Annotated in this window: 12 protein-coding genes and 2 pseudogenes; 10 read left to right on the top strand and 4 right to left on the bottom strand. The window is 49.8% G+C overall.

Annotated elements, in window-relative coordinates:
* Positions 1-7 precede the first annotated feature (7 nt).
* The 6 genes and pseudogenes from RHM61_RS00535 (at position 8) to RHM61_RS00510 (ending at position 5,606) form a co-directional block, all read left to right on the top strand.
* A pseudogene (locus tag RHM61_RS00535) lies at positions 8-1,575 on the top strand (IS3 family transposase).
* 45 nt (positions 1,576-1,620) lie between these two features.
* Positions 1,621-2,115, top strand: a complete 495-nt coding sequence (locus RHM61_RS00530) for a hypothetical protein (RefSeq protein WP_322249199.1) — start codon at positions 1,621-1,623, stop codon at positions 2,113-2,115.
* Between the two features lie 148 nt (positions 2,116-2,263).
* A complete protein-coding gene (locus RHM61_RS00525; protein ID WP_322249198.1) occupies positions 2,264-2,518 on the top strand; it encodes a hypothetical protein in 255 nt (84 codons plus the stop codon).
* Positions 2,519-3,039: 521 nt separating this feature from the next.
* Positions 3,040-4,317: a 2Fe-2S iron-sulfur cluster-binding protein gene (locus RHM61_RS00520; RefSeq protein WP_322249197.1), complete on the top strand. Its 1,278-nt coding sequence runs from the start codon at positions 3,040-3,042 to the stop codon at positions 4,315-4,317.
* A gap of 15 nt (positions 4,318-4,332) precedes the next feature.
* Positions 4,333-4,896, top strand: coding sequence for a hypothetical protein (locus RHM61_RS00515; protein ID WP_322249196.1), 564 nt, complete (start codon positions 4,333-4,335; stop codon positions 4,894-4,896).
* Positions 4,893-5,606, top strand: coding sequence for a cytochrome c3 family protein (locus tag RHM61_RS00510; protein ID WP_322249195.1), 714 nt, complete (start codon positions 4,893-4,895; stop codon positions 5,604-5,606). Before RHM61_RS00515 ends, RHM61_RS00510 begins: the two co-directional genes overlap by 4 nt.
* A 102-nt stretch (positions 5,607-5,708) precedes the next feature.
* Here the strand turns inward: RHM61_RS00510 and RHM61_RS00505 are convergent.
* From RHM61_RS00505 to RHM61_RS00490, 4 genes and pseudogenes are all read right to left on the bottom strand, one after another.
* Positions 5,709-6,443, bottom strand: a pseudogene (locus RHM61_RS00505) (amino acid ABC transporter ATP-binding protein).
* Complete coding sequence (locus RHM61_RS00500; RefSeq protein WP_322249194.1) at positions 6,430-7,080, bottom strand: amino acid ABC transporter permease; 651 nt, start codon at positions 7,078-7,080, stop codon at positions 6,430-6,432. Before RHM61_RS00500 ends, RHM61_RS00505 begins: the two are co-directional and overlap by 14 nt.
* Before the next feature lie 3 nt (positions 7,081-7,083).
* A complete protein-coding gene (locus RHM61_RS00495) occupies positions 7,084-7,767 on the bottom strand; it encodes an amino acid ABC transporter permease (protein WP_322249193.1) in 684 nt (227 codons plus the stop codon).
* A 35-nt stretch (positions 7,768-7,802) separates the two neighbouring features.
* A complete protein-coding gene (locus tag RHM61_RS00490; RefSeq protein WP_322249192.1) occupies positions 7,803-8,603 on the bottom strand; it encodes a transporter substrate-binding domain-containing protein in 801 nt (266 codons plus the stop codon).
* A 668-nt stretch (positions 8,604-9,271) separates the two neighbouring features.
* On the opposite strand from RHM61_RS00490, the gene RHM61_RS00485 reads away from it, so the two are divergent.
* The 4 genes from RHM61_RS00485 (at position 9,272) to RHM61_RS00470 (ending at position 13,766) form a co-directional block, all read left to right on the top strand.
* Positions 9,272-10,201 carry a hypothetical protein gene (locus tag RHM61_RS00485; RefSeq protein WP_322249191.1) on the top strand — a complete coding sequence of 310 codons (930 nt, stop codon included), beginning with the start codon at positions 9,272-9,274 and terminating at the stop codon, positions 10,199-10,201.
* A gap of 590 nt (positions 10,202-10,791) precedes the next feature.
* Positions 10,792-11,952 carry a lactonase family protein gene (locus tag RHM61_RS00480; protein ID WP_322249190.1) on the top strand — a complete coding sequence of 387 codons (1,161 nt, stop codon included), beginning with the start codon at positions 10,792-10,794 and terminating at the stop codon, positions 11,950-11,952.
* A 267-nt stretch (positions 11,953-12,219) separates the two neighbouring features.
* Entirely contained in the window at positions 12,220-12,531 is a 312-nt protein-coding gene (locus RHM61_RS00475; RefSeq protein ID WP_322249189.1) for a nucleotidyltransferase domain-containing protein, read from the top strand.
* Positions 12,532-12,752: 221 nt separating this feature from the next.
* Positions 12,753-13,766 (top strand): HDOD domain-containing protein, encoded by a 1,014-nt coding sequence (locus tag RHM61_RS00470; RefSeq protein ID WP_322249188.1) that lies wholly within the window; start codon positions 12,753-12,755, stop codon positions 13,764-13,766.
* The last annotated feature ends 1 nt before the right edge of the window (position 13,767 follow it).

The raw sequence follows: 13,767 nt of genomic DNA, 5'->3' as shown, positions 1-13,767 counted from the left end.
GGCAACAATGGCAACCTATTCCGCTGCATTTATTGAGCAGGCATTACAGAAGGCCTATTCCCGTGGCGACCGAACAATCATGTCAGTGGCCACTGATTTAAATTTGAATCACCACACGTTGAGATATTGGATGAAAAAGAAGTCAGCACTGGCGGGCAGTCCGGCGTCAGAAAAAGAAAAACGACCGAGCGACTGGACGGTAGAAGAACAACTGCAGGCACTGCATGAGAGCCATGCGTTAGCGGGAGAGCAGCTTCAGGCATGGTGCCGTGAACGTGGTTTATTCCCGCATAATTTAACCAGTTGGAAATCTGCTTTTTGCGCCAGCGGTAAAGAGGCCGCACCCAAAGCTGGTGAAGTTAAATCGCTGAAAGATGAAAACGTCAAACTCAAGCGTGAGCTGGCCCGGAAAGACAAAGCTCTGGCGGAGGCGGCAGCACTGCTGGTTCTGCAAAAAAGTTCCGTGCGCTTTGGGAGGACGAGGAGTAATGACCCCAATCCCGGAGCGCAATAACGTATTGACACTGGTAGCTGAAGCGGTGGTTTCAGGCGCACGTCAGGAACGTGCCTGCGACGTAATTGATTTAAGCGAGCGTACGCTGCAGCGCTGGAAAATTGATCAGGTGACTGAGCAAGCAGACCGGCGAACAGGGCGTGTGCAGGTACCTCAGAATCAGCTTAGTTCAGAGGAACGACAACAGGTTCTGGCCATTGCCAACTCGCCGGAATACGGCCATCTGCCGCCAAGCCAGATCGTTCCGCGATTGGCTGATGATGGAATCTATGTCGCATCGGAGTCAACGTTCTATCGCTTACTCAAGGCATAAAAATATGCTTGTGCACCGTGGCGAAGAAAAGCCAAGGCAACCCCGCAACAAACCACGTGCTTTAAAGGCAACCGGGCCCAACCAATTGTACTGTTGGGACATCACCTATTTGCCGACAGAGATCAGAGGCATCTATTTTTATCTCTATATGTTCATCGATGTATTTAGTCGCAAAGTGGTCGGCTGGCAGGTATTTGAAACCGAAAGCAGCGCGCTGGCCAGCGAGGTGATGAAGGACATTTGTGTGCGAGAAAAAATCGCACAAAATCAGGTCGTTCTTCATTCGGATAACGGCAGTCCGATGAAGGGCTCCACGATGCTGGCCATGCTGCAGGTGCTGGGCGTCATGCCGTCATTCAGTCGTCCTGCCGTGAGTAATGACAACCCGTTCGCCGAAAGCTTTTTTAAAACATTGAAGTACTGCCCAGTATATCCACGTCGCCCATTTAAGGATCTCCTGGCAGCCAGGAATTGGGTTACTACATTCATGCATTGGTATAACGAAGAACACCGGCACAGTGCCATTCAGTTTGTAACGCCAGCTGAACGCCATGCCGGTCTGGATGTGGAATTATTGATTCGACGTGAGCAATTGTATGCGGCGGCAAAAGCAAGGAACTCGAATCGCTGGAGCGGTGCTACTCGTAACTGGGACCGCGCCAACGTTGTTGACTTAAATCCAGACAAAACTAACAAGGAAGCATTAAATCATGAGGACGTATATCAAGAACTGAAACTGGCGGCATAAAAATTTACTTTTAGGCGACAACTAGCTTGAAAAACTCCGCGTCCCATGCTGCGCGAAACCATTATGGATGAAGACGAGGTCGATCTGAGCAGCATCGTGCTCAGCCACTACCGCGTATCCAAAATCCGCCAGCAACACTTGATCATGCAAGAGTCAGATGAATACAAGCTGGAACCGGGCGACGCATTAGGTACGGCCAAGGCCAAAGACAAGAAAGTCGAATTTTTATCGCAGATCGTGTCTCGCCTTAACGAGCTGTTTATCACCGATCAACTGACCGAGAAAGACCTGGTCAATTACGCCTATACCATCAGCGACAAGGTACGCGAGAACGAACTGGTGATGCGCCAGTTACTGAGTAATAGTCGGGAACAAGCGATGCTGGGCGATTTTTCTAAGGCTGGGTACGACGCTATAATGGACAGTGGCGCAGCGCATCAGAATCAGATGATGCAGCTCTTGTCTGATCCTGTGAAAGGGAGCAAGTTCCTCAATGTGGTTTTTGATATTTTGACTGCCGGAGGCGCTGGTGGGCAGTGATTTTTTACTATCTGCACTGATGTTCGCGTCAGCGCGAAATTGACCCAGCCCGCCAGAAATCACTGACCTACTCGAATTCATCAAAAATACACACTAGACGCGTCCTCAAAATCGTTCAAAAACTGGCCTGTGCCGGAATTCTGCCGGAATGAATAAATCCAGACCAAGTAATCTTTTAATTTTCAGAGAACTTGAAACGACATACATCAAACAGCCAGGCGCATACTGGCCGGCAAAAGTTCGTCGTAAAGGCTATAAACCAAGCTGCCGCACCTTTGAGACGCAAAAGCAGGCGCAGCAATGGGCCAGCCACATTGAATCTGAAATGGACTCTGGTTTGAACATTGACCGTACGGAAGCAGAGCGTACGACCTTACGCCAGGGGCTGGAAGCTTATACGTGACGCTGCCAGATGCGCTGTAGCTCATGGTTTTCGCTGCCAGCGTGGTGCACTGTCAGGCTAAGCACACGGCGGAGATGATCACCGTGTTTTGTGATCTAGGTCAAGTTTCGCTATGTGTACAGGTATAGACTAGCTCCACGTTGGCAGTTGTGGGATGTCGTAGTGAGCGAGATTCCTTGGCTTTTGTTCGAACAACTTAATGCATTACCCCAGCCGGCCGTCACGTCGTTCCTGCGCGCTTTTGGCAGGAATCCAGCGACGTTTGTGGTTAACTGAAAATGCCAGAAATGATGGTGTTTTCAGTGTTAAAAACGACACTGGGTTCCCGCCAAAAGCATGCGGGAATGACGAGGCTGTGGCATGCGGGAATGACGAGGTATGCGGTGTTTCAGGTGTAAAAAAGCGTCCATCAGGCTTTTGCGACAGCCTCTCAAGGCCGGGGTTTCAAACCCCAGTCAGATTTTTGATGAAACAGCAATCCACATGCAGTGTGTGTGCAGTTGAATGGAAAAAGAAGCGATATGACATCTCTGACTTTGCTGTTGCTCATTACGCTGGCTATCGTATTGCAATTAACGATCTATCTCAGTTATAACTTCTGGCAGCATTGGCGCATTTTTCAGGTATTGCGCAGACAGGCAAATGAATCGGATCTTCCGATAGCGTACGATGCCGGTTTGGTGAGCGAACAGAAAAAAAGTCTTGCATGGAATGGTCTGCGTACCTTCCGGGTCAGCAGTAAAACGACGGAAGATGAGCTTGGCTTGATTTGTTCATTCTTTCTGGTTCCGGAGGACGGGCTAGCGTTGCCACCTTTCTATCCCGGACAATTTCTTACTTTTCAGATTGATCTGCTGGCTAGCGCCGGCGATGCGAATGGCGTTAGCGAAAGAATTATTCGTTGCTATTCCTTATCCGATGCGCCCGCTGCTGACGGCTACCGTATCTCGGTCAAACGTGCGCTGCCTCCTGCTCATTGTCAGGTGCCAGAGGGCCGGGGCGCCAGCTATTTCCATGATCAGGTAGAAGTCGGCAGACGCTTACAAGTAAGGGCACCCGCCGGACATTTTTATATTGATCGTAGTATGGCACCAGTGGTTCTCATCGCTGGCGGTATAGGCATTACTCCGATGATGAGTATGCTCAATTGTACGTTGCCGCAACAACCGGGGCGTGAAGTGTGGCTGTTTTATGGTGTTCGCCAACAGAATGAACTGGTCATGCGCGCGCACCTGGAACACTTGGCGGCTGACTATCCTCAGTTTCATTTACGTTTTTGTTTCAGCGACACCGAGGCGATTGCTGATGCGGCGGATCTGGGATGTCAGTATCGTGGACGCATAGACGTGACTTTATTGCGCAGGCAATTACCGCTCAAACCTTTTCACTACTATATTTGCGGACCAACCCCTATGCTAGAGAGTTTGGTGCCGGCACTGAAAGAGTGGGGAGTGCCGCAGAACCGCATTCATTTCGAGAGCTTCGGCCCAGCCTCCATCCCTAGAAATAACACCGCAGCATTAGCTGCAGAGCAAAGCGATACTGGTATCGTGGTGAGCTTTGCGCTCGCTGATAAACAGGTGCCGTGGCAGGCCGGTAGCGCCACGCTGCTCGATTTTGCCGAGGAAAACGGCATAGCTGTCAATTCTGGCTGCCGCACCGGTAGTTGCGGCAGCTGCCAAACCACCATACTCGCTGGTGAGGTGGCCTATCTTCAGTCACCGGATTATGACCCCGAGGTGGGTACTTGCCTGCTCTGTGTTTGTCGTCCAAAGACCAGTGTGAGTTTGGAGTTGTAAATGAAAATGTCACTGATGCGTGAACAAGTGCTGCCATTTAGCCTGTTGACAGGTGTGCTGGCAGTGATCACTTTAGCCGGCGACTATGTGTTACACAGACTGAACCTGGTTTGGGTCGGGCGTTATCTGGGAATTTTGGGAACCTTATTAATTATCGTTTCATTCGCCTATTCAATGCGAAAACGCAAATATATGCTGTCCGGAAATCCCGGATACCTGCTCAAGCTACATGAGTTCTCCGCATGGCTAGGCTCGGCGATGATATTGCTGCATGCGGGCATACATTTTAATGCGATCTTGCCATGGCTTGCCACCGTTGCTATGTCGATTAATGTCGTCAGTGGCATGATAGGCAAATTTTTACTGCTGCGTGCACGGCGACACGTACAGGGCGAACGCCAGCAATTTCAGTTACGTGGTATGTCGAAACCGGAAGTAGAGCAAGCGGTTTTCTGGGATGCGCTTACCGTTGGTGCCATGGCGCAGTGGCGCAAGGTGCACATTCCTATTTTCATCGTATTTCTGGTGCTTTCATTGGCTCACATCATGAGCATCTTCTTATTTTGGGGATGGGTATGAGCCGCAGCTTAAAAATCATCTTGCTTTGCAATTTAATCGCGGTGGCCATATTCGCCTTCGTTTATCCCCAACTGATCGTGGCGCCAGGTAAATTAATTCCTGGGCATCAGCAACTTGAAGGGGATTGTTTTGCCTGTCATGCGCCATTACGAGGTGCCAGCGCTGCACGCTGCATTAGTTGCCACAAGCCTGCCGAGATTGGTCGCCTCAATAGCAAAGGCCTGCCCATCGCTAAACCGACCAGCAGCACCGCATTTCATCAGGAGCTGAAAGACGTGAATTGCGTCGATTGCCATAGCGATCACGCGGGCGTAAAACGCTACCATCTGCAAGGTAATTTCAATCATGCACTGCTTAAAAAAGCGACGCTCGATCAATGTCAGACCTGTCATAAGTCGCCCAAAAATGCCTTGCATCAAAAAATTACCGCTAACTGCACTAGTTGCCACACTCCGGATAAATGGACACCGGCGAGTTTCGATCATGATAAATATTTTGTGCTTGATCGCGACCATAACGCCGGTTGTTCAAGCTGTCATGTCAACAATGATTACAGTCGATATAGTTGCTATGGTTGTCATGAGCACACACCGTCTAACATTCGCCGCAAGCACATCGAAGAAGGTATCCGTCAATTTGATCATTGCGTGGAATGCCATCGGAGCGCTGATGAAGATGACATCAGAGAGGGGAGTGGTGGCGGTGGGTAAGGGCTGCGCCACCTCGCCTTGTGTCTGAATTGAGATGAACCACTGGCCGCCAGATTGACGGACTGTGTCGCCGTCAAGTATTGGTCCTATCACCCATCTTCCCTAGGCACGTAAGGCACCAAGAAATTGTTTTAATTCCGGCGTCTTTGGATTGGCAAATAATTCTGCGGGTTCGCCAATCTAATGCACCAAACCCTGATGCATGAACACCACGCGGTCTGCCACTTTGCGGGCAAAATTCATTTCATGCGTCACCATGATCAGCGTCATCGCCTCATCGGCCAGACTTTCAACGACCCGCAATACTTCGCCCACCAATTCAGGATCGAGCGCACTGGTGATTTCATCGCACAATAACACGGCCGGTTCCATCGCCAGTGCGCGGGCAATAGCAACACGTTGCTGCTGCCCACCTGACAGTTGATCACTGTAAGCGTTGAATTTTTCACTCAGCCCGACGCGATCTAACAGCTTACGCGCGTGCGCTTCATTGGCGGCAGCATGTTTGTGTTTGACTAAGCCGGGCGCGAGCATGATATTTTTTCCTACACTCAAATGTGGGAATAAATTGAAGCTCTGAAAGACCATGCCTACATGTTGGCGCAATTCACGCATCGCGGCCACACTATCGTGTATCAAGGGCTTGCCGTCCACATGCAGGGTGCCGCTCTGGAATGCTTCGAGGCCATTGATACAGCGTAGCAGCGTACTTTTTCCCGAGCCGCTTTTACCGATGATCGCGATGACCTCGCCTTTGTTAACCTGCAAATCGATGCCCTTGAGGACTTCGTTCGTGCCAAAGGATTTGCGTAGACCGACAATTTCAACGATGGACATGCATCTTCCTTTCAAGGTGCTTGGCATACAAGCTGACGGGATAGCACAATAAAAAATATATCAGTGCTACACAACTAAAAACAAGAAATGGGTTAAATGTTGCATTGGCGATTGTCTTGCCGACTTTGGTCAGCTCCATGAACCCGATCACGGAAGCCAGTGCCGTTCCTTTGATCACTTGCACCAGAAAACCGACCGTCGGCGCCACGGCAATCTTCATCGCCTGAGGAAAAATAATGTAACGCATCTGTTCATAGAAGCTTAACGCTAAACTGGCAGAAGCTTCCCATTGCCCCTTAGGGATAGAAGCGATACATCCACGCCATATTTCACACAAAAAGGCACTGGTATAGAGTGTCAGCCCCATACTCGCAGCGACCCAAGGCGAGGCGTTAATACCGAACAAGCCTAATCCATAGTAGGCGAGAAATAATTGCACCAGCAATGGAATGCCTTGGAAAATCTGTACATATGTCGTCACCAAGAGGTTCGTGAGCGCCGATTTGCTTTGGCGTAGTAATACCAACAGCAAACCAACTACTCCGCCGCCAAGAAAGGCGATCATCGACAAAGCAATGGTCCAGCGCATCGCCATCAGGAGGTTGCGCACAATATCCCAGAATGAAAATTCCATCATGGCCTATCTCCTGCCAAATAAAAAAGTAGCACCGAGCCAATTGAGTGCATAGCGCATCATGACTGACAACAGCAAATACAGCGCACCAATCACAATAAACGCCTCAAAAGAGCGGAAGTTACGGCTTTGAATTAAGTCTGCGGCATAACTCAGTTCCTCGGTAGAAATCTGGCCACAGACGGAAGAACCGAGCATGACGATAATGATCTGACTCACCAAGCTCGGCCACATTTTTTGCAGCGCTGGTGGTAAGGCTACCCATATGAAAATTTGCCGCCTCGACAGCGCCAGACTTTGTGCTGCTTCGATCTGCCCCTTCGGTGTCGCTTCCAAGCCGGCCCGGATAATTTCAGTGGAATACGCACCGAGGTTTACCACCATGGCAATGAGCGACGCCATCTCTGCGGACAGTTTGAAGCCGGCCGCCGGCAGGCCGAAGAAGATAAAAAACAATTGCACGATGAAGGGCGTGTTGCGAATCAGTTCTACATAAGCCGTCACGATGGTCTGCAGCCAGGCAGCGGCCCTGTCCGCACCAAAACCGCGTGCTCGTACCCACGCGCCGCCTATGCCTAAGAGCATCCCTATACCAACCGACGCCATGGTGAGCCCCAGCGTCCACGCCACACCGGTCAGCAAGAGTGGCCATTCAGCGAGCACTGCTGCAAAATCAAGTTGTACATTCATTGCTGCTCTACCCTTTTGGAGGCCTTGAATCGGTATCAGAGAGGTAAGTCACCAGCCGGGCGTCCCAGCCACTTTTTCGATAAGGCATCGAGTTCACCGCTCTTCTTGGCTTCGTCGAGAACTTCATTTATTTTATTTTTCAGCTTGTCTTCGCCTTTGGCGACGCCGATGAAATTCGGACTCTCTTTAATTAACAGCTTGTACTCCGCGGCCAACTGCGGATTCTTCGTCATCATGCTGGCGGCCACCGAGGCGCCTAATGCGACGAACTGTACCTGACCAGCAGCGAAAGCAGCCACCGTTCCGTTATTGTCTTCAAAGCGTTTGATATCCGTGCCGACGGGGGCCAGTTTTGACAGTTCCTGATCCTCCATCGCCCCGCGCGTGACACCGACTTTCTTTCCAGTCAGGTCAGAAAAACTCTTGATACTCGCACTCTTAGGACCAAACACCGCCTGAAAAAAAGGTGAATACGCCGAGGTAAAATCAATGACCTTAGCGCGCTCTGGATTTTTACCCAAGGTAGCAATGACCAAATCGGCTTTTTTCGTCTGTAAGGCAGGAATCCGACTGGCGCTCACCACCGGCACTAATTCAACGGCCACCCCCAGTTTTTTAGCCAGATAGTTTGCCATATCGATGTCGAGCCCGATCGGCTTGAGATCGGTACCGACAAAACCGTACGGTGCGGAATCAGTCTGTACTGCCACTTTCAACACCTTAGATTTGAGAATATCGTCCAGCGCGGTTTGTGCGTGGACCGCAGTGCTTGCGAATAAGCAGCTGATTGCGAGTGCTGAAATCACACGGCGCTTGTTGAGTTGAAGCAGTTTCATAAGGATGCCCGGAAAGAGTTGAAAGAATCGGCGAAAGAGCTGAATACAGTTTTATTCAGCAAGGAGTGTGCCAAAGAATTTGTGGGCAGATTTGTGCCGGTTTTCGTTGAATCACGTCAGCGCAGCTGGGGTGCTGCTGTTGGATTCAGCATATGTCATAGTCAATTGCACCTAAGTGGGCATGTGGCACCTTGATGACGCGTTACTCCTCAATGTGGTGCAGTGCATAGTCAAATTTTAAGCGTCCCATAAACTTTTCTTTTCCCGATCAATGATGAGGAAAAGGCTAAATTGAAAGCAATTTTTCCCGTTGATGGATCTATGTCTAGTTTGGACGCGAAGCAGCGGCCTTTGATTAAACAGCTGATATTTTGGTATAGCTTGTTATCTCATCGGCGAGACCAGACATGGAAAGGTTTTTTGCAGCTCGAGCTCAATGGTAAGGATGACGCGAGCGTACTAAGCCTGCTAGGGAAGCGCAGATTTAATCCAAGCGGTTTGTCCGCCGCCACTGAGGCGCACTGCTGCGTTGCCTTTTGCTGTCAATAGCTCGCTATTGACAGCAAAAGACGCCTTGCATTGCATCCTCATTGGCAACGGACAATTCCACAGCGATTAAATCCGCGCTTCCCTAGACTTATTAGCGAAAAAAAATACGGAGATGGTAGATGAGGATTGAAGTATTTCAATCAATGTCATCGGAGATCGAAACACTTCAGGAACTTCTAGACGAGATTCCAGCAGAAGATGTGATTGATCGCCGAAGCATACTTGCTCGATTGGAGCAGGCTAAGGCGCGCCTGCCGACGTTGCCAGAAGTCGAGTCACGCGAGCGTGCGAAGGCGATTCTCAGCTTCAGAGGAAGGCCGGTGGTCGGTACTCACGGCATTCGTGCTGATTTTGGCACTAAGGCGACCAGTATGTTTGTTGATGCGGTAGCAGCGATCGCTGCGTCGTTCGATGCCCCACTTAAAGCAACAGGTCCAATCAGGGATCGTAATGAGAACCAATTGCTCATAACCGGCACGGCGATAGGGTCGTTCGGATTTGAGCTGGAGGCAAGTGCGCCTTCTAAACTCCTATTTGAAGATCGAACAAACGTTGAATTAGCTCTTGCGCGGACGATAACGCTGTTCGAAGCATGTGTGAACCATGATGATGAAGCTCTCGCAGACAATATTGATGACCTCGATAAGCGCGCTTTAGGAAAAGTGCGTGATTTTGTCATGACGCTTGTTGAGAATGAAGCAACTTGCGCACTTTCTTTTGAGAAGAATACATTTTTATTTCAAAATAATGAAGTTGTAAAACGTACTGCGAACCGCTTGAGCCACGACATTACAACGATGGAAAAAACGCTTGAGGGTGCAATGAGCGGCCTGATTTTGAGCAGACGGACGTTTGAATTCACCGGTTTTGACGGCGAGCTCATCGTCGGTAAAATTGGCTTGGAGATTAGCGAACCAGCCAGCTTAAAGGCCCTGATAGATCAACGTATTTCGGTCCAATTTACTGTAACTCAAGTGAGTGGAAGTAGGCCGCGTTATGTCCTCAAGCAAGTGTTTGAGCCAAGCTTGAGGCTTCTTGGCGGATCATAATACTTCCGACTCAAGTCCCTTCGCTCCGTGTTCGACGCACGGCAGGTCGAGCAGAATTTCAGTACTTGAATCAAGCCCTTACGAGAAATTGTCGGGGCTTTTTTCATGTGCGCCCAGCATGGGCAAACTCTTGCGGTTGACAGCATTGCAGTGCATCATTATTGGCAACGGCCAATTCCACTGCGATTAAATCTGCGCTTCTCCAGGGTTTTTGCCGGCGGCAAGGGCATGAGGTGTTGTCTGATGTCCTTTGGTGATGTTGAGTGGGAATGCGGATTTTTGTTGCAGATATACGAATAAATTCACATAAAAAAACTAAAAATCTGGCCGTGGTCTGGCTTGCTCACCATAGGAAAGTGCTTAAATCGACTGATCTGTTCAGGCCTAGGGTTAAATAATTATTTTTCATAATATGTTGTAGGATAACTGGTAACATAGATATTTCATGGTTTTCAACAAAATACGACCGACGCCAGGTTTTATCGGACGCGTCCCACATCGATCCTGCCAAGCGATTTGGTTTCAGAGCGGAGTCGTCGCTGCCTGTGCCTGGGTGGCGATATACAAACAGTCAAACACGAGGAGACAACATGCATTCGAATAAACCGCGGTTACAACCCATCATCCTGTTAGCCTTACTGGGCGCTGTCGCCGCCAGCGCAAGCGCCGCATCCGTTGTGTATGTATCGAATGCCGACAGTAAAGATATTTATGTCTTGTCGCTGAATGAAAAAAATGGCGATTTGACGCTGCTTGAAAAAGTCGATACCGGTGCAACGGTCATGCCGCTGGCGATCAGCCCGGATCACCGCCACTTGTATGCCTCACTGCGTTCCCAGCCGTATTCCGTGGTGACGTATGCGATCAACGCAGAAAACGGCAAACTCAGCCGTGTCTCAGTCGTAGCTTTGGCGGACAATATGGCCAATCTGGCGACAGATAAAAGCGGCCGCTATTTGTTTGCTGCGTCTTACGCTGGCCATAAAATTTCAGTCAACCGTATCAGCCCCGATGGCGAAGTCATGACACCGCCGGTCAGCGTTACCAACACCGGCAAGAATGCGCACGCCATCGCGACCGACCCGAGCAACGCCTATCTGTTCGCCTCCAATCTGGGCAGCGATGTGATCTTGCAATACAAGTTTGATGATGTGAGCGGCGCGATCACACCGAATACACCGGCAGCCGTTGCCACCAAACCCGGTGCCGGTCCGCGCCATTTTGTATTCCATCCGAGCAAGCGCTTTGTGTACTCGACCAATGAGCTCGACGGAACGGTGAATACCTATGCTTACAATGCAGAGCAGGGGGTGCTGACTTTGCAGTCGACTGACTCGGCGGTACCGCCGGCTTCAACGCTCGGTGTCAGCATGTCAGGAGCGGGTACGTTTGTGACACCGACAGGACCAAATCTCACCGCAGCGGCAGCGCCGGCAACCGCGGATATTCATCTGACGCCGGACGGACGTTTTTTGTACGCGTCCGAACGCAGCAGCAGCACTCTGGCGGCATATCGAGTCGATGCGAAGAGCGGGGCACTCACCGCCATTGGCAACTACGCGACAGAAACGCAGCCGCGTGGTTTCAATATCGATCCGCTGGGAAAATATTTGCTGGCGGTCGGTCAAAAATCGAATGGCCTGAGCAGTTACGCTATCAATCAAAAAACCGGCGTATTGAAACCCTTAGCACATGTCGACATGGGCAAAAACCCGAACTGGGTTGAAATCATTGCGCTGCCATCGAAATAATCGGTCTATGGAAGCGGTCTCTTGTGTCGCTGTTCCGGCCTGACAAATTTCAAGCTGCCTGTGCTTATCAATGGTAAGTGTGCACACGCTCTCAACTGCATTGACTTGCCCAAAAAAACGATTAGACTGCATGGTCATATTATTGTGGCCAACTGAGAAAAGGGCGCTGCATCATTCAAAACACTGAGTGAGAAACATTTTTTTCACATTGGCGAGGGGTGGTTGAGGTTTTACACTGAATCATTGATTGCGCAAAGGATGTGAATCATGTCACAAATCGATCTGCATCCACATGATCTGGCTGAGGTCGTTCGCATACTGCGATTGCATGTGCCTGAACTGGAAGTTTGGGCTTTTGGTTCACGTGCGAAACGGACCGCTAAAGCCTACTCAGATCTTGATCTTGCGCTGATCACTGAGGTTCCTCTTGCGCTGGATCGGTTTGCGGCACTTCAAGAAGCCTTTGATGAATCCCCATTGCCGATTCGAGTTGATCTCGTAGATACTGCTAAGACAAGTGGCTCATTTCGCGAAATAATTAAGCAGCACAAGATTGTCATTCAATTCGCGCTTCCCTAGGCTTTATGTTGCGTATAGCGTAACATCCTCCTCATCACTCAGTGGCATTGTTATTGGGTTTGCCTTTATATGGTGCAAATTTCTCGCTCAGGTGCGAATGACAAGGCGTGCTATGTTTAATGTGTAAAAAGAGGTCCGTCAAGCTTTTGTAACAGCCTTTGAAGGACGGGCAGGATTTCCATCGTTTGCCATTGCTCGGAAAATTATAACTGGGGTTTGCAGTGATCAATTTTTTTCAACAGCTGTTTACAAAGAAAACGCCAGCGCAAGCACCCACGGCATCCGTCATAGATGTCACAGTAGTAACAAATTCAGCTTTAACCAGTCTTTCAATAGTTGGCAGTGCCAAGGAAATCTGGCACACCAGTTCAGAATTTGATCAGCAATACCTGCGCTGGCTACTGGACTCGCAAGTTGGGGAGAGCAGCCCTTACGTAGAAAAAACGATCCTGCTGGCGCTCAATAAATTGCAGCAATCAGAATTGGGCGCATCCGAATTACTGCCACGCGTACCCACTGTTCTATTTGAGGTGTTGAAAAACCTGCGCGATAGCAAGGCCTCTTCAAGCAGCCTTGCAAAGGTGATTGCCAAAGACGCAGTGCTTGTCGCCGCACTGTTACAAGAAATAAATGCTTCGTATTACGACCTGAGCAGCCGAGTCAATAGTCTCGATAATGCAATACAGATACTCGGTATCAATGGTCTGCGTATGTTAATTGCCCGTACCGCCTTTCGACCAATGATGCAAACGCAGACAGGAAAGTTAACGAAAAAACTAGCACCACTGATATGGGAGCATTCAGAAAAAACTGCGCTGGCTTGTCAACTATTGGCGCAACAAAGAGGACTCGATCAGTTTGCTACTTTTCTGTCCGGTTTACTCCATAACATTGGCTTGATCGTCGCTTTCCGTCTGGTCGATCTGACCGGTGTCACGGATCACTTTCCGGTTTCAGCGGAATTTCAGATGGCTTTTTTTAAACAAGCGTCGCGGTTGTCTATTCAAGTCGGAAAACAATGGGAACTTCCAGCGCTAGTCTTACGTACCATGCAGGATAAAGACGATGATCCGAATCAACAGTCAGAGTTGGCCGCTTGCCTACGACAAGCCGAGCAACTTGCAAGACTGCAGCTTTTGCTGAAGTACGGAATAATTACGCTACCCGATGCCATCGCATTATTAGAGGGCAATGCCGGCTTGCAAGCCTGTTTTCAGAGACTGAACCGAGCCTAGG

This window comes from Undibacterium sp. CCC3.4 (genome assembly GCF_034347425.1).
GTDB lineage: Bacteria > Pseudomonadota > Gammaproteobacteria > Burkholderiales > Burkholderiaceae_D > Undibacterium.
The sequence above is the reverse complement of the archived record's forward strand: the minus strand, read 5'-3'. Positions and strand labels throughout refer to the sequence as shown.